The organism is Microbacterium sp. C-MGS6, from assembly GCF_058140415.1.
In genome coordinates, this window is record NZ_CM176934.1 from 1,009,303 (window position 1) to 1,028,703 (window position 19,401).

Here is a 19,401-nt window from a genome sequence, read left to right on the forward strand (position 1 = left end):
GCGCGGTGGCCACCCCCGGGGAGGACTCGGAGCAGATGCTCGGGGACCCCTCCGCGCCCCGGCGGTGATGCCCGGCGAGAACTTTCTGAACTTTTTTCCGAGAACCGCGTAATGAACCGGGCCGGCCCTCGTCTCATCCCGTAGAGACAGCCGAAATGGACTCCACCGGGGGGCGGAGTTCCGGCGCTGGTGCGGGGGGTACTGCACCAGTGGGCGGGTCGGGATCCTCGGGGGAGGAGCTCCCGGCCCCGCCCGCTCGAACGGGAGGGAAAGGGCCGCCGATCTGGGGAGAACGGCGGCCCTCCACTCCCACCTCGCGAGAAGCGCGACGTCGATCTGGGGAATTCGGCGCCGCCATCTCGTCCGATCGACCGGAGACCGCAGCGCTGCGCGTCGCGCGGAGCGCTGTCTTCCTAGGCGGGCAGCGCCGGTCCTGTCCAGACCCGCGCGACGCGCAGCTCCGCGTCCAGCAGCACGGCATCGCCGAGCAGGCCGGGACGCAGTGCGCCGAGGTGGGCGTCGCGCCCGATCGCCCGCGCCGGCGTCTCGGTCAGCGCACGCACGACCTCCGGCAGATCGACGCCCGCTGCCACGGCCCGCTGCAGCGCGACGTCCTGGGTCAGGGTGGAGCCGGCGATCGAGCCGGTGTCGTCGGCGCGGGCCACGCCGTTCTCGACGGTCACCTTCACCGCACCGAGGTCGTATCTGCCGTCGGCGCTTCCTGCGGCCGCCATCGCATCGGTGATGAGCGCCACGCGGTGCGGGGCCGCGTCGAACACGAGCTTGACGACGTGGGGGTCGAGGTGGACGTCGTCGGCGATGGCCTCCAGGATCACCCGGTGGTCGGCGGCCGCGGCGAGCACCGGGCCGGGAGCGCGGTGGTGGATGCCGGGCATCGCGTTGAACGCGTGGGTCAGCAGCGAGGCGCCGGCCTCGAAGGCCGCGACGGCCATGGCGGCATCGGCGTCGGTGTGACCCACGGCGGCGGCGGCGCCGGCCGCGACGATCTGACGGACGGCGTCGATCCCGCCCGGGAGCTCCGGAGCGATGGTGACCTGGCGGACCGTGCCTTCTCCGGCCTCCAGCAGCCGGGCCACATCGGCCGCGACGGGGTGCCGGAGCAGCGTGGGCTCATGGGCCCCATGGTGACCGGGGTCGAGGAACGGGCCCTCGAGGTGCGAGCCGAGCACGTCCCCGTCGGTCCTGGTCAGGGCGGCGATCAGGGCGACGCTGCGGGCCAGGTCGTCGATCGTGCCGGTGACGAGCGAGATGACCGCCCTGGTGGTGCCGTGCTCGCGGTGCAGGTTCCGCCCCGTCCGGATCGCGTCCACCCCGTCGTCGTACGCGGCGCCCGCTCCACCGTGACCGTGGATGTCCACGAAGCCCGGCGTGAGCAGCGCGCCGGGGCCTGCCACCTCCGTCCCGTCCACCACCTCGGTCGCGGGCTCCCAGTCCGTGCCCGTGCCGCGCGCGACGACGACGCCGTCCTCGATGCGCACCCACGCGTCCTCGGCGATCTCCCCGCGATCGACGAGGCGGACGGAGTGGATGACGAGGGAACCGGTCGCGGAGGAGAGGGTCTTCAACGGGCGCTCCAGGGGATCTCGGGGGCGGGGTGGAAATCGACCCCCTCAGCCTTCCACAGCGGTGCGAGCGCACCGAGTCGGTCGCGGAAGGACTCCCACGTGCGGCCGACGCCCTCGCGCGGCGACCAGGCGATCTCGGCCTGCGCGGCGGCACGGGGGAACACGAGCTGCTCCACCTCGTCGAGCGTGCGGGTGGTCTCGGACCACAGCGGCGCCTCGATTCCCAGGATCGCCTCGTCGGGCACGTCGAGGACAGCGGTCGGCTCCCACTCGTAGGCGCGACGGACGTCGATGATCGCGGCCCAGGTGAGACCCAGCGGGAAGTCGGCGGTGTATTTCATGTCGAGGTAGGTCGCATCCGCCGCCGACATGATGAGGGCGCCGCCGCGCTCGACGAAGTGCGCGGCCTCCTCGGCGTGCGTTCCGGTCGGCGTCGTCATACCCCAGTACTGGCCGACCGTGCCGGAGGCGATGCCCGCAGCCGAGCCCATCTCGTGCCAGGCCACAGGGGTCTTGCCCTCCTCGACGACGATCGCCGTCGCGCGCTCCGCGAAGAGGTCGAAGTCGGCCTGTGGCGTGCCGAGGGACTCGTCGCCGCCGATGTGGATGTACGGCCCCGGGGTCATCTCGGCGAGCTCGCGGACGACGTCGCGGACGAATCGATACGTCTCCTCCTCGTGGATGCGCACGCTGGAGTGCCCGACGCCCCAGCCCAGATAGGGCTCTCCGGCCACCGGGAGCGGCTGGCCGAGCTGCTCGGACTGGGCCACCAGTGCGTCGTTCAGGACAGGGGCCTCGACCAGCTCGGGGTAGGCCACGCCGATCGCGTGGGTGTGCCCGGGGAGGTCGACCTCGGGGATCACGATCATGTGGCGTGCGGCCGCGTACGCCACGATCTCGCGGTAGCCGTCCTTGGTGTAGAAGCCACCGGGGGCGCCGTCGGCCGCGGTGGTGGCCGCCCGCTCGGTGAGCAGCGGCCAGGAGTCGATGTGCACGCGCCAGCCCTGGTCGTCCGTCAGGTGCAGGTGCAGGTGGTTGAACTTCAGCGCGGTGGTGCTGTCGATGAATCTCTTCACGTCGTCGACGCCGAAGAAATGCCGGGCCACGTCGAGCATGACGCCGCGGCGGGCGAAGCGCGGGGCGTCCGCGATGTCGGCACGGAGCAGCGCCCAGCCGGCGTCGTCCTCACGCAGCAGCTGCAGCAGCGTCTGGACCCCGTAGAAGAGCCCCGCCTCATCGGCGCCGATGAGGATGGCGCGGTCGCCGATCTCGAGCGTGTAGCCCTCCGGCGCGGAGGATGCCGGATCGACGAACAACTCGATCTCGGCGGGGCCGGAGTCCGCCGCGGTGAGGGTGAGGCCGGTGCGGCGTGCGACGGCGTCGATCAGCTGTCCGGCGGCGGGGGAGGAGCCGAGCACACGCGTCGTCGCGGACAGCGGCAGGCGTCCGTCGCGGGCCTTCGCGGACACCGGTGCAGGGACGAGGGGCAGATCAAGAGGTAGGACCATGAACAAAACCTAGCCGCCGGAACGCCGCAAGGGAACAGGGCGATCGAAACGATTCTGCAAGCGGCGGGCACGACGCCCGAAACGACCGCGTGCGCGGCGTCGCGCATCGGCTATGCTCGTAACCGTCGCGACTGGCGTCTGGGTGGACAACCACCGGGGAGCGACTGACCACGGAATTCGACCGCGCGCCTGGGCCGATAGGAACACCCTTTTCGAATCCGTCGTCAAAAGGAGCACGTCATGACCGACCGTTACTTCAACGCCCCGCTGTCCGAAGTCGACCCGGAGATCGCCGAGGTCCTCGATCGCGAGTTGAAGCGCCAGCAGACCTTCCTCGAGATGATCGCCTCGGAGAACTTCGTCCCCGTCTCGGTCCTGCAGTCGCAGGGCTCCGTGCTCACCAACAAGTACGCCGAGGGCTACCCCGGCCGTCGCTACTACGGCGGCTGCGAGGAGGTCGACGTCGCGGAGGAGCTCGCCATCTCCCGCGCCAAGAGCCTGTTCGGCGCCGAGTTCGCGAACGTCCAGCCGCACTCCGGTGCCTCGGCGAACGCCGCGGTCCTGCACGCGATCGCCCGCCCCGGCGACACCCTGCTCGGCCTCTCACTCGACCAGGGCGGCCACCTCACGCACGGCATGAAGATCAACTTCTCCGGCCGCCTGTACGACATCGTGGCCTACGGGGTCGACGCCGAGACCTCGACGATCGACATGGACGAGGTCCGCCGCCTCGCCATCGAGCACAAGCCCAAGGTCATCATCGCCGGGTGGTCCGCCTACCCGCGCACGATGGACTTCGCCGCGTTCCGCGCCATCGCCGACGAGGTGGGCGCGATCCTCTGGGTCGACATGGCGCACTTCGCCGGCCTCGTCGCCGCCGGCCTGCACCCCAACCCGGTGCCGCACGCGCACGTCGTGTCCTCCACCGTGCACAAGACCATCGGCGGCCCCCGCTCGGGCTTCATCCTCACCAACGACGCCGACCTCGCCAAGAAGATCAACACCGCGGTCTTCCCCGGTCAGCAGGGCGGTCCGCTCATGCACGTGATCGCGGCGAAGGCGACCGCCTTCAAGCTCGCCGGCACGCCGGAGTTCAAGGAGCGCCAGGAGCGCGTGCTGCGCGGGGCGAAGCTCATCGCCGAGCGCCTGTCGCAGCAGGACGTGAAGGACGCCGGCATCGCGGTGCGCTCGGGCGGGACGGACGTGCACCTCGTGCTCGTCGACCTCCGCGACGCCGAGATCGACGGCAAGCAGGCGGAGGACCTCCTGCACGACATCCACATCACCGTGAACCGCAACGCCGTGCCGAACGACCCGCGTCCGCCGATGGTGACCTCGGGCCTCCGCATCGGCACGCCCGCGCTCGCGACCCGCGGTTTCGGCGACGCCGAGTTCACGGAGGTGGCCGACATCATCGCCCTCGCGCTGCTCCCCGGTGCCGACATCGAGGCGCTCCGTGCCCGCGTGGACGCGCTCGCCGCGGCCTTCCCGCTCTACCCGGACCTGCAGCAGTGACCGCGGTCGTCCTCGACGGCAAGGCGGCGGCGGCCGACATCCGTGCCGAGCTGACGGAGCGGGTCGCGGCGCTGAAGGAGAAGGGCGTCACCCCCGGCATCGCCACGGTGCTGGTGGGGGCCGACCCCGCCTCGCAGCTCTACGTGGGCATGAAGCACCGGCAGTCCGAGGCGATCGGGATGAACTCGATCCAGCGCGAGCTGCCGGCCGACGCCACACAGGCCGACGTCGAGGCGCTGATCGACGAGCTCAACGCCGATCCCGCCTGCCACGGGTACATCGTGCAGCTGCCGCTGCCGAAGCACCTCGACACCGACGCGATCCTGGAGCGGATCGATCCGGCGAAGGACGCGGACGGGCTGCACCCGACCAACCTCGGACGCCTCGTCCTCAATGTCAACGCGCCGATCCACACGCCGCTGCCGTGCACCCCGCGCGGGGTCATCGAGCTGCTGCTGCGCAACGACTACGACCTCAAGGGCAAGCACGTCGTGGTCGTCGGTCGCGGTGTCACGATCGGGCGCTCGATCGGGCTGCTGCTGACCCGTCGCGACCTCAACGCCACGGTCACGCTGACGCACACCGGCACGGTCGACATGCCGCGCTACCTGCGGGAGGCCGACGTGATCGTCGCGGCCGCGGGGGTCAAGCACCTCATCCGCGCCGAGGACGTCAAGCCCGGCGCCGCGGTGCTGGACGTCGGCGTGACCCGGGAGACGGACCCGGGGACCGGGAAGAACGTCGTCTTCGGCGACGTCGCTCCCGAGGTCGCCGACGTCGCCGGGTACCTGTCGCCGAATCCGGGAGGGGTGGGGCCGATGACCGTCGCCCTGCTCATGACCAACGTCGTCGAGGCGGCCGAGCGGACGGTCTGACCTCCGCGCCGCGTCGCAGATTCACGCGAACGCCGCAGGGATCCCGGTGATCCCTGCGGCGTTCGTGCGTTTCTGCGGACTCAGACCTGGCCGTGCAGCGAACTCTGCACGCCGCTGATCCGGGCCTGCTCGTCGAAGCGGATCGTCGCGGTGCCCGAGGCATCCGTCACCGTGGCGCCGGAGAACGACTCGTCCGTCCAGGTGAGGGTCCACCCGGCGAGGCGGGCGAGGTCCCAGACGGCCGTGCGGGCGTCGGGTAGGGGCGTCTGCGCGAGGGTGCGGGGGAGGGCCACCACCGTGTCGGCGACCGTGAGCGGGGCCAGCGGCGCGTCGAGCAGGAACACCGCGCGGGTGCCGCCGTCGACGGGTGCCGAGTAGTACGGGGAGCGTCCGGTGAGCTCGACCGCGACGCCGCCGATCGTGTGCGCCGCGCGGGCGATCCAGTCCGCGTCGCCCGAGGCATCGGCGGGGAACGGGACCTCGGGGGTGGTGAGCTCGGCGATCCCGTGCTGCTCGCCGTAGGCGCGGAGCTGTGCCGCGACGCCCTGGGGGTCGCCCTGCGGGTGCGCCCACGCCCACAGCAGCGAGCGCGGACCGGGGGCGATCGTGGCGATGAGGTGCGCGCGGGTCACGAGCTGCCGGGTCGGGTCGGCGTTCGCGGTGAAGGTCAGGGTCCCCGCAGCGAGATCGGCGTCCCACCGGTGCTCGCCGAGTGCGTCGGCGGCCGCGGAGAGGGCGTCCTGGCGGAGCGCGGTGAAGAGAGCGGCACGGTCGGCGAGGGGCTGCAGCGGGGGGAAGGTCATGCTCACAGTCTCGCCGGGATTGCTATGAATCCGCCACTCCCGCGCGCTCCGTGACGGCCGCCGCGGGGCGCCCCATCCGCCACACCGCGGGGACGAGCAGCGTCACCAGGGCGATCGCGGCGTAGAGGACGGCGGAGGTGGTGAGCACGGTGGCCGGTTCCGCGTGCGTCACCAGCCAGCCGTACACGAGCGTGCCGATGGGCATCACGACGAAGCTGCCGAGCATGTCGTAGCTCGCGACCCGCGAGAGCTTCTCGCCGGGGATGTTCTCCATCATCGCGAGGTTCCAGCCGGTCGCGAAGACCTCGGCCCCGGCCCCGGCCACGAACGCGGCCATCGCGAGCAGCACCACGGCCGGGTGCACGCCGAGGAGGGTGAGCGGCAGGGCGAACACCGCCATCCCGATCATCCCGTAGCGCAGGGGGCGGCGGAGCGGGAACCACATCAGCAACAGGGTCATCACCAGGACCCCCGCGCCCTCCGCGCTCACGACCCACCCCCAGCCGGAGATGCCGAGGCGATCGTCGTTCTTCGCGATGTAGGGGCCGACGACGCCCCAGGCTCCGACGTGGATCGCGTTCATGATCATGAAGGCCAGCACGATCGTCCACAGCCAGGAGCGGCTCCAGAACTCGCGCCAGCCCACCCGGAGGTCGTGGAACATCGTGGTGCCGCCGGAGGCCGCAGGCGGCGGGAGCTTCACGAGGGCGAGGACCGGGATCGCGAGCAGCCAGCCGGCCGCCTGGACGACCATGGCCCACGCGGGTCCCGCGGTCGCGACCAGGACGCCCGCGATGACCGGCCCGCCGATCGTGACCGCCGAGCGGACGAACGACAGCATCGCGTTCGCCTGCTGGAGGTGCGCGGGAGTGGTCAGCTGCGGGATGATGCCCTGCATCGCCGGGAGCACGAACGCGGACGAGGCGCCGTTGATCGCGGACAGCACCGCGAGGAGCGGGACCGTAGCCGTGCCGGTGAACAGCAGAGCGGCCATCGCCCCGACCGACAGGATGTCCACGACGTAGCAGGACTGGATGATGAGGGCGCGGGGGAGGCGGTCGGCGACGACCCCTCCGAACAGGACGAACACGATGTTGCTGATCGTGAAGGCCGCGAGCACGATCGAGAGCGAGCGGGCGTCGTTGTCGATCTCGAGCACTGCGAACGCCAGGGCGATGGCCGACATCGAGCCGGTGACGAGCGTCAGGGCGCGCGCGAGGAAGAACCACCGGAAGTTGCGGTCCTGCATCGCCGCCAGTCTGTGCACCGGCTCATCCTTCCCGGCCGCTTCGAATCGCGCAAATGGCCCCATTCCGGCCGCGGATGGAGCCAGGTGCGCGACTCGAAGTCAGTAGCTGGGGCGGCCGGGGGCGTCGGAGCGGGGGAGGAAGCGGGCGGCGAGGGCCTCGGAGGCACGGGCGAGGAGGGCGACGTCGGCGCCGACGGCCACGAAGTCCGCGCCCGCCGCGAGATACGCGTCGGCGGCGGAGGGGTCGAAGGCGTTCACGCCCATCGGCTTCCCTGCGGCGCGGACCGCGGCGAACACCGACTCGACGGCGGCGACCACGTCCGGATGCGTCTGCTGTCCGAGCAGGCCCATCGACGCGGACAGGTCGGAGGGGCCGACGAACACCGCGTCCACTCCGTCCACCGCGGCGATGTCGGCGGCGGCCTCGACCCCCGCGGCCGTCTCGATCTGCACCGTCAGCGACACGTGCTGCGCGGACTCCTGCAGGTACCGGTCGACGCGGTTCCAGCGAGCGCTGCGGGCCAGGGCGCTGCCGACCCCGCGGACGCCCTCGGGGGGATACCGCGTCGCGGCCACGGCGGCCCTGGCCTCGTCGGCGGACGACACCATCGGCACGATGAGGTTCTGCGCGCCGAGGTCGAGCACCTGCTTGATCGCGACCGCATCGTTGAAGGGCACCCGGACGAGCGGGGTGACCGGATAGGCCGCGACCGCCTGGAGCTGGGTCAGCACGGACTCGAGCGTGTTCGCCGAGTGCTCCATGTCGATGAGCAGCCAGTCCAGCCCGGACCCCGCGGCGACCTCGGCGAGCAGCGGGCTGCCGGAGCACACCCACATGCCGACGAAGGGGCGGTCGGACGCGGCGAGCTGCTCACGGAAGGACGGATCTAGACGAAGCGGCATGTGATGGTCCCCATCGGTCCGTAGTCGCACAGCACCTCGTCGCCGCGCGACACCCACATCGGGCGTGTGAACGATCCTGCCAGGATGATCTCGCCCGCCTCCAGACGCGCGCCGTGCTGATGGAACTTGTTCGCGAGCCAGGCGACTCCGGTGGCGGGGTGGCCGAGCACACCTGCGGCGACACCGGTCTCCTCGATCTCCCCGTTGCGGGAGAGCACGCCGGGGACCCACCGCAGGTCGATCTCGTCCGGGCGCTTGCGCACCGTCCCCAGCACCATCGCCCCGTAGGCGGCGTTGTCGCTGATGGTGTCGACGATCGTGCGGCCCTCGAGCTCGATGTGCGAGTTCAGCACCTCGAGGGCCGGCACGGCGTAGTCGATCGCGGCGAGGGCGTCGTCCAGCGTGCAGTCGGGGCCCTCCAGGGGCTCCTTGAGCACGAAGGCGAGCTCGACCTCGATGCGGACGTTGGAGAAGTGATCGGTGGGGATCTCCGCGCCTGACTCGTATACGGTGTCGTCGAACATGACGCCGTAGTCGGGTTCGGTGATCCCCGTCGCCTGCTGCATGGCCTTCGACGTCAGACCGATCTTGCGGCCCACGAGCCGACGTCCGGCCGCGACCTGCGAGTCCCGCCACACGCCCTGGATGGCGTACGAGTCCTCCACGGTCGCCTCGGGGTATCGCGCGGTGATGCGCGGGATCACCCCGTGGGTGCGGTCGGCCTCGGCGAGCTCCGCCGCGATCTGCGCGATCGTCTCCTCAGACAGCATCCGTGACCCCTAAAGCTGGTGGCCGAGCTTGTACTCGCCCTGCTTGTACTCGGGCATCGAGGTCTCGCCCTCGTCCGCGCGGGTGTAGGAGAAGCCGTCGGCGCCGATCGTCACGGCCATCTCGCTGGAGTCCGTGCGGGCGATCACCGGCTGCGGGTTGCCGTCGAGGTCGAGCACGAGCGAGGCGTCGGTGTACCAGGAGGGGACGACGGGGGTACCCCACCAGTCACGGCGCTGGTTGTCGTGCACGTCCCAGGTGACGACAGGGTTGTCGGGGTCACCGGTGTAGTAGTCCTGCGTGTAGATCTCCACGCGGTGGCCATCGGGGTCGCGCAGATAGAGGTAGAACGCGTTGGAGACGCCGTGCCGGCCGGGGCCGCGCTCGATGGCGTCGGAGCGGCGCAGCGCCCCGAGCTTGTCGCAGATGGCGAGGATGTTGTGCTTCTCGTGCGTCGCGAAGGCGACGTGGTGCATGCGCGGACCGTCGCCGCCGGTCGCGGCGGTGTCGTGCACGGTGGGCTTGCGGCGCATCCACGCGGCGTACACGGTGCCCTCGTCGTCCTGGATGTCCTCGGTCACGCGGAAGCCGAGGTCCTGGTAGTGGCGTACCGCGCGCGGCACGTCAGGGGTGACCTGGTTGAAGTGATCCAGGCGCACGAGCTCACCGGGGGTGTGCAGGTCGTATCGCCAGGACAGGCGCTCGACGTGCTCGGTGGCGTAGAAGAACTCGTACGGGAAGCCGAGCGGGTCGACGACGCGCACGGAGTCGCCGATGCCCTTCACGAAGCCGATCTCCTGCCGACGGACGTCGCAGCCGAGCTCCGTGTAGAACTCCACGGCGCGGTCGAGGTCCTCCGCGGCGCGCACCCGGTACGAGAACGCGGCGACCGCGGCGATCGGCCCCTGACGCAGCACGAGGTTGTGGTGGATGAACTCCTCGGTCGAGCGCAGGTAGATCGCCTCGTCGTCCTCCGCGGTCACGTACAGGCCCAGGATGTCGACGTAGAACTGGCGCGAGGCGGCCAGGTCGGTCACGACGAGCTCCATGTACGCGCACCGCAGGATGTCCGGCGGGGTGCTCTTCGGCGTCGCGACGGGGTTGTCGCTCTGGATCGGTGCTTCCTGGCTCACGTAGTAGCCGGAGGAGGTGAGGGTCTTGGCGGTCTTGTCGGTCATGTCAGCGTCCTTGCTTGTGTCCGGGGGCGTCAGTTCTTGCCGAACGTCGGGTTGTGCGGGGTCGAGGCGAGCGTGATGTGCACGCTCTGCTGGTCGGTGTAGAAGTCGATGGAGCGGTAGCCGCCCTCGTGGCCGAGGCCCGACGCCTTCACGCCGCCGAACGGCGTGCGCAGGTCGCGGACGTTGTTGCTGTTCAGCCACACCATCCCGGCCTCGACGGACTGCGCGAACGTGTGGGCGCGCTTGAGGTCGTTCGTCCAGATGTAGGCCGCGAGGCCGTACTTCGTGTCGTTCGCGAGCGCCAGCGCCTCCTCGTCGGAGTCGAACGGGGTGATCGCGACGACCGGGCCGAAGATCTCCTCCTGGAAGATGCGGGCGTCGGGGGCGACATCGGCGAACACCGTCGGGGCGACGAAGTTCCCCTCCTCGAAGCCCTCGGGGCGACCGCCGCCGGCGACGAGGCGGCCCTCGGTCTTGCCGATCTCGACGTAGGACATCACCTTGTCGTAGTGCTCGGGGTGCACGAGCGCGCCGACCTCGGTCTCGGGGTCGTGCGGGTAGCCGACCTTGACGCGCTGCGCCTGCGCGGCATAGCGCTCCACGAACTCGTCGTAGATCGAGCGCTCCACGATGATGCGGGACCCGGCGGTGCAGCGCTCGCCGTTGAGGGAGAAGACGCCGAAGATCGTGGCGTCGACGGCGGCCTCCAGGTCGGCGTCCGCGAAGACCACGGCGGGCGACTTGCCGCCGAGCTCCATCGACAGGCCCTTGAGGAACGGGGCGGCGTTGCCGAAGATGATCTGTCCCGTGCGGCTCTCGCCGGTGAAGGAGATGAGCGGCACGTCGGGGTGCTTCACCAGGGCGTCGCCGGCGTCTTCACCGAGGCCGTTGACGAGGTTGAAGACGCCCTGCGGGAGCCCCGCCTCCTCGAAGATGCCCGCCCACAGCGAGGCGGAGAGGGGCGTGAACTCGGCCGGCTTGAGGACGACCGTGTTGCCGGTCGCGAGCGCGGGCCCGAGCTTCCACGACTCCAGCATGAACGGCGTGTTCCAGGGGGTGATGAGTCCCGCGACACCGATCGGCTTGCGGTTGACGTAGTTCATCTGCTTGCCGGGCACCTTGAAGGCGTCGTCGGCCTGCGCGACGATCAGGTCGGCGAAGAAGCGGAAGTTCTCGGCGGCGCGGCGGGCCTGGCCCAGGGCCTGCGTGATCGGCAGGCCGGAGTCGTAGGACTCCAGCTCCGCGAGGCGGGCGTCGCGCGACTCCACGATGTCGGCGATCCGGTGCAGCACGCGCGAGCGCTCGCGGGGGAGCATCCGGGGCCAGGGACCTTCGTCGAAGGCGCGCTTGGCGGCGGCGACGGCCCGCTCGATGTCGGCCTTCTTGCCGGCGGCTGCCGTCGTGTACGTCTGGTTCGTCACCGGGTCGAGCACGTCGAACGTGTCGCCGTCGATCGAGTCGACGAAGGCGCCGTCGATGTAGTGCTGGATGTGGTCGGGCAGGTCGGCGGGGATACGGGAGTCGGTCATGTTGCTTCTCCTTCGGCGGGGACGGAACGGGTGTGCAGGGCGTCGAGGAACGCGTCCCTCGTGCGCCACCGGTGGTTGCGGGCGGCGAGCTCGATCTCCAGCGGCTCGGCGCCGTCGCGGATGAGGTCGAGGATCTGGGTGTGCTCGTCGACCGAGTGGTGGGCGCGGCCGGGCACGTAGGCGAAGGTCGAGTCGCGGATGCCGGACAGCCGGGCCCAGCCGCGGTGCACGAGGTCGAGCAGGTGCGGGTTGGGGCAGGGCGCGAACAGCACGGAGTGGAACTGCCGGTTGAGCTCGGTGAACGTGTGCGGGTCGAAGTGGTCGAGCAGGCGGCTCATGCGCTCGTTGACCTCCGCGGCCTGCGCGAGCGCGTCCGCGTCGAGCAGGGGAGCGGACAGCGCGGTCGCCGCACCCTCGACGAGTCCGAGCGTCTGCATGGTGTGCGCGTACTCGCCCTCGTCCACGAGGGTCACCCGGGCACCGACGTTGCGCTCGAAGGTCACGAGCCCCTCGGCCTCCAGGCGGCGGATCGCCTCGCGCACCGGGACCACGCTCATGCCCAGCTCCTCGGCGATCGGCCCGAGGACCAGACGGTAGCCGGGACCGTAGGTGTGCGCCGAGATGCGCGCGCGGATCCAGGCGTACGCCTGCTCCGACTTGCTGGCGCTCTCGACCGTGCTCACTTCCGCTCCGCTCCGGTGCCGGTCGCCTGCTCGTAGCGGGCGCGCCATTCGGCGTTCATCGGGAACAGGCCGTCGACCGGGTGTCCGGCGGCGACCTGCTCGGCGATCCAGGCGTCCTCGATCTCCTGGGCCACGGCGTCGGCGGCGACCTCGGCGGCGAGAGCCGGCGGGATCACGATCACACCGTCGCTGTCGCCGACGATGATGTCGCCGGGCTGCACGGTGGCACCGCCGCACGAGATCGTCACGTCGACGTCCCACGGCACGTGCTTGCGGCCGAGTACGGACGGGTGCGCGCCCTGGGAGAAGACCGGCAGTCCGATCTCGGCGACGGCCTGGAAATCGCGGACGCCGCCGTCGGTCACCACGCCCGCCGCACCGCGGGTCTGCGCGCGCAGGGCGAGGATGTCGCCGAGCGTGCCGGTGGTCGCGTCGCCGCGGGCCTCGATGACGATGATCTCGCCCTCGGCCACGGCGTCGAACGCGCGCTTCTGGGCGTTGTACCCGCCGCCGTGGCTCCGGAAGAGATCCTCGCGGAACGGCACGAAGCGCAGGGTCTTCGCGGTGCCGACGATCTTCGTGTCCGGGAGGTTCGCAGAGACACCGTCGATGAAGCAGGAGTGGTGTCCGCGCTTGCGCAGCTGTGCCGAGAGGCCGGCGGTGGGGGCTTCGAGAAGCTGGGCGCGGAGCTCGGGGGTGAGCGTGGGCGCGGTGTCCTCGGCGGGCAGGCCCGCGGCCTCGCGGGAGCCCCAGGCCTCGGTGCGCTGGAGGTCGTCGACGGCGGGGAGCGAACCGAGGTCGCCGTCGAAGGGGACATCGCCCTGCGTGACCGTCGTGATCAGGCGGCCGGACGTGGGAGCGCCGGGGGCGCCCGGGGCGTCGACCTCGATCTCGACCACGTCGCCGGGGACGATGACCGAGGATCCTGCGGGAGTGCCGGTGAGGATCACGTCGCCGGTCTCCAGCGTGAAGTGCTGGGAGAGGTCGGCGACGAGCTGGGCCAGCGGGAAGATGAGGCCCGCGGTGGTGTCGTCCTGACGGAGCTCGCCGTTCACCCAGGCGCGCACGCGGAGGGCCGCCGGGTCGACCGTCCGGGCGTCGATGAGCTCCGGGCCGAGCGGGGTGTACCCGTCGCCGCCCTTGGAGCGGACGTTGGAGCCCTTGTCGTTCGCGCGCAGATCGTAGAGGCCGAGGTCGTTCGAGGCGGTCACCCACTGCACGTGATCCCAGGCGTCGGCGAGGGCGACCCGGCGGGCCGGGGCGCCGATGATCAGCGCGATCTCCCCCTCGAACGCGAGCAGTTCGGTGCCGGCGGGGCGCTCGACGGTGCCGCCGGAGGCGCCGACCGAGCTGGCCGGCTTGAAGAAGTAGGAGGGGTGGGTGGGGCGTCGACCACGCTGGTCGGCCCGCGAGGCGTAGCTCAGGTGGATCGCGATGATCTTCCCAGGGCGGGCGATGGTGTCCGTCACGGATGCGCCTCCTCGCGCTCGTCAGGACGCGTTGTGCGTCGTATCCGAAATCATATATCATCGTCTCACCCCTCGGCAAGCAGATCGGATTCACGTCCGTGCGCGCCGTGACAACGCGGTCACAAGCACAAAGGAGACACCCCATGAGCGGGCAGTCACAGGATGGGTTCACACCCACCGGAACCATCGCGACGGCGGCCGACCGGCGTCGTGTCGTCTTCGCCACCGTCGTCGGGACCACCGTCGAGTGGTACGACTTCTTCATCTACGCCACGGCGGTCGGGCTCGTCTTCGGACAGCTCTTCTTCGCGCCGCTCGGCGCCAACAGCGCTCTCGTCGGCTTCGCCACGGTCGGCGTGAGCTTCCTCTTCCGGCCCCTCGGCGCGTTCCTCGCGGGCCACTACGGCGACAAGCTCGGCCGCAAGGCCGTGCTGATGTGGACGCTGATCCTCATGGGTGCCGCGACCGCCCTGATCGGTCTGCTCCCCACCTACGAGACCATCGGCGTGATGGCGCCGATCCTCCTGGTGCTGCTGCGCATCGTGCAGGGCATCTCGGCCGGCGGCGAGTGGGGCGGCGCGGTGCTGATGGCCGTCGAGCACGCCCCCCGCAAGAAGCGCGGCATCTTCGGCGCCTCCCCGCAGATCGGCGTGCCGCTCGGCCTGCTGCTGGCGTCGGGCGTCATGGCGCTGTTGACCGCGATCGCTCCGGGAGACCAGTTCCTCGCCTGGGGCTGGCGCGTGCCGTTCCTGCTCAGCGTCGTGCTGATCCTCGTGGGTTACTACGTCCGCCGTCGCGTGGAGGAGAGCCCGGTGTTCGCCGAGCTCGCCGAGCGCAAGGAGAAGGCGAAGATGCCGATCGTGCAGCTCTTCCGCAAGCACCTGCTGCTCGTCATCATCGCGGCCCTCGTCTTCGCCGGGAACAACGCCGTGGGCTACATGACCACCGGCGGCTACATCCAGGGCTACGCCACGAACCCCGACGGACCCATCGGGCTCGAGCGCGGGCCGGTGCTGTGGGCCGTCACCGGATCGGCCGTGACCTGGCTGCTGACCACGCTGCTGGCCGGCTGGGTGTCGGATCGCATCGGCCGTCGCACGACCTACCTCATCGGCTGGGTGCTCCAGCTCGTCGGCGTGTTCACGCTGTTCCCGCTCGTCAACACCGGCGAGGTGGGGCTGCTGTTCGCGGGCCTCGCGATCCTCACGATCGGCCTCGGCTTCACCTACGGGCCGCAGGCGGCGCTGTACACCGAGCTGTTCCCCGCGAGCATCCGGTTCTCCGGTGTCTCCATCTCCTACGCGATCGGCGCGATCGCCGGTGGCGCCTTCGCGCCCACCATCGCGACGTTCATCGTCGATCAGACCGGCTCCACCGAGGCGGTCACCTGGTACCTCGCAGGCATGACGCTCCTCGGTCTCGTCGCCACGCTCCTGCTGCGCGACCGGTCGGGCATCCCGCTCGGTCCGGACCACGAGGAGGAGCAGTCCGTCAGCCCGATCCGCGGGCTCGCGAAGGTCTGACCCGGCGATCCGAGAGCGCACGTCCCTGAGGGGGCGTGCGCTCTCGTGCGTTCCGGCTCAGCCCTCGAGGGCTGAGCGGATGAGGTCGGCGGAACGCTGGAGTCGCGCGGCGATCTCCCCGTCGTCCAGGTCGGTGGCCACGTGCACGACCGCGATCGCGGCAGGACGCTGGCCGCGCAGACGCAGCGGGACGGCGACGGACTGCACCGTGGGGATGACCTCGTCGTGGCTCGTGGCATAGCCGCGTGCGGCGGCGGTGTCGATGTCGGCGCGCAGGGCGGGGGAGATGCCGACGGGCACCTCCGCCGGGTCGAGCTGCGCGAGGATCGCCTTCCCGGGAGCGCCGACCGTGACGGAGTGCCGCGCGCCGGGGCGCTGGGCGACGCTCGCGACGGCGTGCCGCGGTTCGACGCTGGCGAGGGTGATGCACTCGGCGCCATCGAGGACGGCGAGGAAGCAGGTCATGCCGAGCTCGTTCGCGATGGCGGTCAGCTCCGGCAACGCCTCTGCCTGGAGGTCGTGGGCGACGCCGGCGGCGAGAGCGGCCATGCGGGCGCCGAGGCTCACGGCGCCGCTCGCATCGCGGGTCACGAGGCCGTGATCCTCGAGCGTGCGCAGGAGACGGTAGGCGATGGACCGGTGCACGTCGAGGCGCCCCGCGATGACGTCGATGGTCAGCGCGCCGCGGGCGTCGGCGAGCGCCTCGAGGATGCGGATGCCGCGACTGAGCGTCTGCGACGCGGGGGCGGCGGGGCGCTCGGGCATGGCTCTCCTTGCGATGCGCGAGGCACCGGTCTAGGCTGTGTTCAATAGTAGAACACTGTGTTCGAATATAGAACACCGTGTTCCTGGACGCAACACCCGACGAAGACGTCCGGAAGGAATCGACGACGATGCAGTTCCACCACCACGGCTATGTGTCCGGAGACCCGCGCGTGCAGGACGCCGCCGGCACCGGGATCGACCGCCCCGCCGCCCTGCCCGACGAGGTCGACGTCCTCATCGTCGGCTCCGGGCCCGCGGGCATGCTGCTCGCGGCACAGATGTCGCAGTACCCCGACATCACCACCCGCATCATCGAGAAGCGCGAGGGCCGCCTCGTCCTCGGGCAGGCCGACGGCATCCAGCCCCGCAGCGTGGAGACCTTCCAGGCATTCGGCTTCGCCGAGCGCATCATCGCCGAGGCCTACAACATCGGCTGGATGAACTTCTGGGGCCCCGATCCCGAGCACCCCGATCAGATCGTGCGGACCACCCGCACCGCCGACTACGCCTACGACATCTGCGAGTTCCCGCACCTCATCGTCAACCAGGCGCGCGTGCTCGACTACTTCGCCGAGGCGGCGGCCGACGGTCCCGGCCGGATCGTGCCGGACTACGGCGTGGAGTTCCTCGGGCTCACCGTGCACGAGGAGGGCGAGTACCCGGTCGAGGTGCACGTTCGGCACGTCGGTGACGCAGAGGAGCGCGTGGTCCGGGCGAAGTACGTGGTGGGCTGCGACGGCGCCAGGAGCGGCGTGCGGCAGGCGATCGGCCGCACACACGTGGGTGCGAGCGCCGCACACGCCTGGGGCGTCATGGACGTGCTCGTCAACACCGACTTCCCGGACTGGCGCACCAAGTGCGCGATCAACTCCAAGGCCGGCAACATCCTGCACATCCCGCGGGAGGGCGGCTACCTCAGCCGCATGTACATCGATCTCGGCGAGGTCGCCGCGGACGACGACCACCGCGTGCGCCAGACGCCCATCGAGGAGATCATCCGGCGCGCCAACGCGATCCTCCACCCCTACACGCTCGATGTGAAGCAGGTGGCCTGGCACAGCGTCTACGAAGTGGGCCACCGTGTGACGGACGGCTTCGACGACGTCGACCCCGGCGTCGATCGCAGCCCGCGGGTCTTCCTCACCGGCGACGCCTGCCACACGCACAGCGCCAAGGCCGGCCAGGGCATGAACGTGTCGATGCAGGATGGCTTCAATCTCGGCTGGAAGCTCGGTTCCGTGCTGAGCGGCCGTGCCCCCGAGGCGCTGCTCGCCACGTACGGCGCCGAGCGTCGTCCCGTCGCGCAGCAGCTCATCGACTTCGACCGCGAGTGGTCCAGCCTCATGGCCCGCAAGCCGGAGGAGATCTCCGACCCGAACGAGCTGGCCACGTACTACCTCGCGACGGCGGAGTTCCCCTCCGGTTTCATGACCCAGTACACGTCCTCCATGATCACCGGCACCGACGCCCATCAGGAGCTCGCGGTCGGCTACCCGCTGGGCAAGCGCTTCAAGTCGGCGGAGGTCGTGCGGGTCGGGGACGGCAACGTCGTCCACCTCGGGCACCATGCGAAGGCCGACGGCCGCTGGCGGGTCTACGCCTTCGGCGACCGGACCGGGGAGGCGCTCGCCGCGTGGGCGGAGGAGGCGGCGCCGGTGTTCGCGCGGTTCACCCCGGCTGACGCTGACGCCGACGCCGTGTTCGACGTGAAGGCCGTGTACCAGCAGCCCTTCGAGGAGGTCGAGGTCACGACGACGCCCGAGCTCTTCCAGCCGAAGACCGGCCCGCTCGGACTCACCGACTGGGAGAAGGTCTACGCCGCGGGCCCGAGCAAGTGGTGCGAGACGGACATCTTCGAGGCGCGGGAGCTGTCCCGCGACGGCGTCGTGATCGTCGTGCGTCCGGACCAGTACGTCGCCGCGATCCTCCCGCTGGACGGCGTGGACGAGCTGGCGAAGTTCCTGGACGGGGCGCTGCTGCCGGCGCGCTGACCCTCAGCATGACACGTGTCATGCCGAGGAGATGACACCGCCCTCCGGACAGCCGCGCGCTCCGGCGCGAGGCTGGAGGCATGAACGAGACATCCGTGCAGGAGGCGGCACCGCGCGTCGCGTCGTCCTCCGCGTCCCCCGCCGTCGATGACAGACCCGTGGCGCTGGAGCTGATCGACCTGCGCAAGCACTTCGGCAGCGGCGAGCGCCGCGTGCCGGCCGTCGACGGTGTCGACCTCTCCATCCGGCGCGGCGAGGTGGTCGCCCTGCTCGGCCCCAACGGCGCGGGCAAGACCACCACACTCGACATGCTCCTCGGGCTCACCGCCCCCAGCAGCGGGACCGTGCGCGTGCTCGGGGCGGCTCCGGAGCGGGCCACCGCGAACGGGGCCATCGGAGCCGTGCTGCAGACCGGGGGGCTGCTCGGCGACCTCACCGTCGGCGAGACCGTGCGGCTGATCGCCTCGCTCTACGGGCGGGAAGCCCTCGCACGCGTGCCGGAGGTGATGCGCCGTGCCGACCTCGCCGGTCTCGCGCGCCGCCGGGTGTCCAAGTGCTCGGGCGGCGAGCAGCAGCGCGTGAAGTTCGCGCTCGCGATGATCTCCGATCCCGACATCCTCGTGCTCGATGAGCCGACCGCCGGTATGGACGTCACCGCGCGGCGCCACTTCTGGGACGTGATGCGTGCCGACGCGGACGCCGGGCGCACGATCGTGTTCGCCACGCACTATCTGGAGGAGGCGGAGCAGTTCGCCCGCCGCACGGTGGTCATGCATCGGGGCACCGTCGTCGCGGACGCGCCCACCGCCCTGCTCCGCGCGAGCCTGGGCGAGCGCACGGTCTCGGCCACCGTGCCCGCCGTGTCGGACGCGCTGGTCGCCGCGCTGACCGCCGCGGAGGGCGTGACGGGCGTGCGCATCGACGGGGACCGCCTCAGCCTCCGCGCCACCGACTCCGACGCCGCCGCCCGCCTGCTGCTCGACGGGGGAGCGCACGACCTGGAGATCGCCGCCCCCACGCTCGAGACCGCCTTCACCGCCCTCACGGAGGACTGAC

General features: G+C 71.0%; 16 protein-coding genes and 1 riboswitch. Of the genes, 5 read left to right on the top strand and 11 right to left on the bottom strand.

Annotation, left to right across the window (positions count from 1 at the left end):
* Window positions 1–413: 413 nt before the first annotated feature.
* Both AC3B5L_RS04895 and AC3B5L_RS04900 read right to left on the bottom strand, forming a co-directional pair.
* Window positions 414–1,586 carry an N-acetylglucosamine-6-phosphate deacetylase gene (locus tag AC3B5L_RS04895; RefSeq protein ID WP_259951954.1) on the bottom strand — a complete coding sequence of 391 codons (1,173 nt, stop codon included), beginning with the start codon at window positions 1,584–1,586 and terminating at the stop codon, window positions 414–416.
* Complete coding sequence (locus AC3B5L_RS04900) at window positions 1,583–3,094, bottom strand: beta-N-acetylhexosaminidase (protein ID WP_259951956.1); 1,512 nt, start codon at window positions 3,092–3,094, stop codon at window positions 1,583–1,585. Before AC3B5L_RS04900 ends, AC3B5L_RS04895 begins: the two co-directional genes overlap by 4 nt.
* Before the next feature lie 117 nt (window positions 3,095–3,211).
* Window positions 3,212–3,296, top strand: a riboswitch (ZMP/ZTP riboswitch).
* Between the two features lie 38 nt (window positions 3,297–3,334).
* On the opposite strand from AC3B5L_RS04900, the gene glyA reads away from it, so the two are divergent.
* Together glyA and AC3B5L_RS04910 are read left to right on the top strand one after the other, a co-directional pair.
* Window positions 3,335–4,609 (top strand): serine hydroxymethyltransferase, encoded by a 1,275-nt coding sequence (glyA, locus tag AC3B5L_RS04905; RefSeq protein WP_025103803.1) that lies wholly within the window; start codon window positions 3,335–3,337, stop codon window positions 4,607–4,609.
* Window positions 4,606–5,484 carry a bifunctional methylenetetrahydrofolate dehydrogenase/methenyltetrahydrofolate cyclohydrolase gene (locus AC3B5L_RS04910; protein ID WP_259951964.1) on the top strand — a complete coding sequence of 293 codons (879 nt, stop codon included), beginning with the start codon at window positions 4,606–4,608 and terminating at the stop codon, window positions 5,482–5,484. The genes glyA and AC3B5L_RS04910 overlap by 4 nt, the downstream gene beginning before the upstream one ends.
* Window positions 5,485–5,564: 80 nt before the next feature.
* On the opposite strand, the gene AC3B5L_RS04915 is transcribed toward AC3B5L_RS04910, so the two are convergent.
* The 8 genes from AC3B5L_RS04915 to AC3B5L_RS04950 form a co-directional block, all read right to left on the bottom strand.
* Window positions 5,565–6,287 (bottom strand): DUF6882 domain-containing protein, encoded by a 723-nt coding sequence (locus tag AC3B5L_RS04915; RefSeq protein ID WP_259951966.1) that lies wholly within the window; start codon window positions 6,285–6,287, stop codon window positions 5,565–5,567.
* 22 nt (window positions 6,288–6,309) lie between these two features.
* Window positions 6,310–7,554: an MFS transporter gene (locus tag AC3B5L_RS04920; protein WP_259951967.1), complete on the bottom strand. Its 1,245-nt coding sequence runs from the start codon at window positions 7,552–7,554 to the stop codon at window positions 6,310–6,312.
* An 81-nt stretch (window positions 7,555–7,635) separates the two neighbouring features.
* A complete protein-coding gene (locus AC3B5L_RS04925; protein ID WP_366236396.1) occupies window positions 7,636–8,439 on the bottom strand; it encodes an HpcH/HpaI aldolase family protein in 804 nt (267 codons plus the stop codon).
* The gene (locus AC3B5L_RS04930; protein ID WP_259951969.1) at window positions 8,424–9,209 is read right to left on the bottom strand and encodes a fumarylacetoacetate hydrolase family protein; all 786 of its coding nucleotides are present in this window, start codon (window positions 9,207–9,209) and stop codon (window positions 8,424–8,426) included. The genes AC3B5L_RS04925 and AC3B5L_RS04930 overlap by 16 nt, the downstream gene beginning before the upstream one ends.
* A gap of 9 nt (window positions 9,210–9,218) precedes the next feature.
* Window positions 9,219–10,385, bottom strand: coding sequence for a 3,4-dihydroxyphenylacetate 2,3-dioxygenase (hpaD, locus tag AC3B5L_RS04935; protein ID WP_490096241.1), 1,167 nt, complete (start codon window positions 10,383–10,385; stop codon window positions 9,219–9,221).
* A gap of 29 nt (window positions 10,386–10,414) precedes the next feature.
* The gene (gene hpaE / locus AC3B5L_RS04940; RefSeq protein WP_292795398.1) at window positions 10,415–11,914 is read right to left on the bottom strand and encodes a 5-carboxymethyl-2-hydroxymuconate semialdehyde dehydrogenase; all 1,500 of its coding nucleotides are present in this window, start codon (window positions 11,912–11,914) and stop codon (window positions 10,415–10,417) included.
* Complete coding sequence (locus AC3B5L_RS04945) at window positions 11,911–12,597, bottom strand: GntR family transcriptional regulator (protein WP_490096242.1); 687 nt, start codon at window positions 12,595–12,597, stop codon at window positions 11,911–11,913. Before AC3B5L_RS04945 ends, hpaE begins: the two co-directional genes overlap by 4 nt.
* The gene (locus tag AC3B5L_RS04950; protein ID WP_490096243.1) at window positions 12,594–14,066 is read right to left on the bottom strand and encodes a fumarylacetoacetate hydrolase family protein; all 1,473 of its coding nucleotides are present in this window, start codon (window positions 14,064–14,066) and stop codon (window positions 12,594–12,596) included. The genes AC3B5L_RS04945 and AC3B5L_RS04950 overlap by 4 nt, the downstream gene beginning before the upstream one ends.
* A 143-nt stretch (window positions 14,067–14,209) precedes the next feature.
* On the opposite strand from AC3B5L_RS04950, the gene AC3B5L_RS04955 reads away from it, so the two are divergent.
* A complete protein-coding gene (locus tag AC3B5L_RS04955) occupies window positions 14,210–15,589 on the top strand; it encodes an MFS transporter (RefSeq protein ID WP_490096244.1) in 1,380 nt (459 codons plus the stop codon).
* Window positions 15,590–15,646: 57 nt separating this feature from the next.
* Here the strand turns inward: AC3B5L_RS04955 and AC3B5L_RS04960 are convergent, their stop codons facing one another.
* A complete protein-coding gene (locus AC3B5L_RS04960; protein ID WP_259951973.1) occupies window positions 15,647–16,354 on the bottom strand; it encodes an IclR family transcriptional regulator in 708 nt (235 codons plus the stop codon).
* Between the two features lie 128 nt (window positions 16,355–16,482).
* On the opposite strand from AC3B5L_RS04960, the gene AC3B5L_RS04965 reads away from it, so the two are divergent.
* Together AC3B5L_RS04965 and AC3B5L_RS04970 are read left to right on the top strand one after the other, a co-directional pair.
* The gene (locus AC3B5L_RS04965; protein WP_259952188.1) at window positions 16,483–18,345 is read left to right on the top strand and encodes an FAD-dependent monooxygenase; all 1,863 of its coding nucleotides are present in this window, start codon (window positions 16,483–16,485) and stop codon (window positions 18,343–18,345) included.
* Between the two features lie 80 nt (window positions 18,346–18,425).
* A complete protein-coding gene (locus AC3B5L_RS04970) occupies window positions 18,426–19,400 on the top strand; it encodes an ABC transporter ATP-binding protein (RefSeq protein ID WP_259951982.1) in 975 nt (324 codons plus the stop codon).
* Window position 19,401 lies beyond the last annotated feature (1 nt).

Excerpts from the sequence above, each read along its gene's own strand:
- AC3B5L_RS04915 (WP_259951966.1), bottom strand. The coding sequence starts at position 6,287 with ATGACCTTCCCCCCGCTGCAGCCCCTCGCCGACCGTGCCGCTCTCTTC.
- AC3B5L_RS04925 (WP_366236396.1), bottom strand. The coding sequence starts at position 8,439 with ATGCCGCTTCGTCTAGATCCGTCCTTCCGTGAGCAGCTCGCCGCGTCC.
- AC3B5L_RS04930 (WP_259951969.1), bottom strand. The coding sequence starts at position 9,209 with ATGCTGTCTGAGGAGACGATCGCGCAGATCGCGGCGGAGCTCGCCGAG.
- glyA (WP_025103803.1), top strand. The coding sequence starts at position 3,335 with ATGACCGACCGTTACTTCAACGCCCCGCTGTCCGAAGTCGACCCGGAG.
- AC3B5L_RS04970 (WP_259951982.1), top strand. The coding sequence starts at position 18,426 with ATGAACGAGACATCCGTGCAGGAGGCGGCACCGCGCGTCGCGTCGTCC.
- AC3B5L_RS04900 (WP_259951956.1), bottom strand. The coding sequence starts at position 3,094 with ATGGTCCTACCTCTTGATCTGCCCCTCGTCCCTGCACCGGTGTCCGCG.
- AC3B5L_RS04960 (WP_259951973.1), bottom strand. The coding sequence starts at position 16,354 with ATGCCCGAGCGCCCCGCCGCCCCCGCGTCGCAGACGCTCAGTCGCGGC.
- hpaE (WP_292795398.1), bottom strand. The coding sequence starts at position 11,914 with ATGACCGACTCCCGTATCCCCGCCGACCTGCCCGACCACATCCAGCAC.
- AC3B5L_RS04955 (WP_490096244.1), top strand. The coding sequence starts at position 14,210 with ATGAGCGGGCAGTCACAGGATGGGTTCACACCCACCGGAACCATCGCG.
- hpaD (WP_490096241.1), bottom strand. The coding sequence starts at position 10,385 with ATGACCGACAAGACCGCCAAGACCCTCACCTCCTCCGGCTACTACGTG.
- AC3B5L_RS04965 (WP_259952188.1), top strand. The coding sequence starts at position 16,483 with ATGCAGTTCCACCACCACGGCTATGTGTCCGGAGACCCGCGCGTGCAG.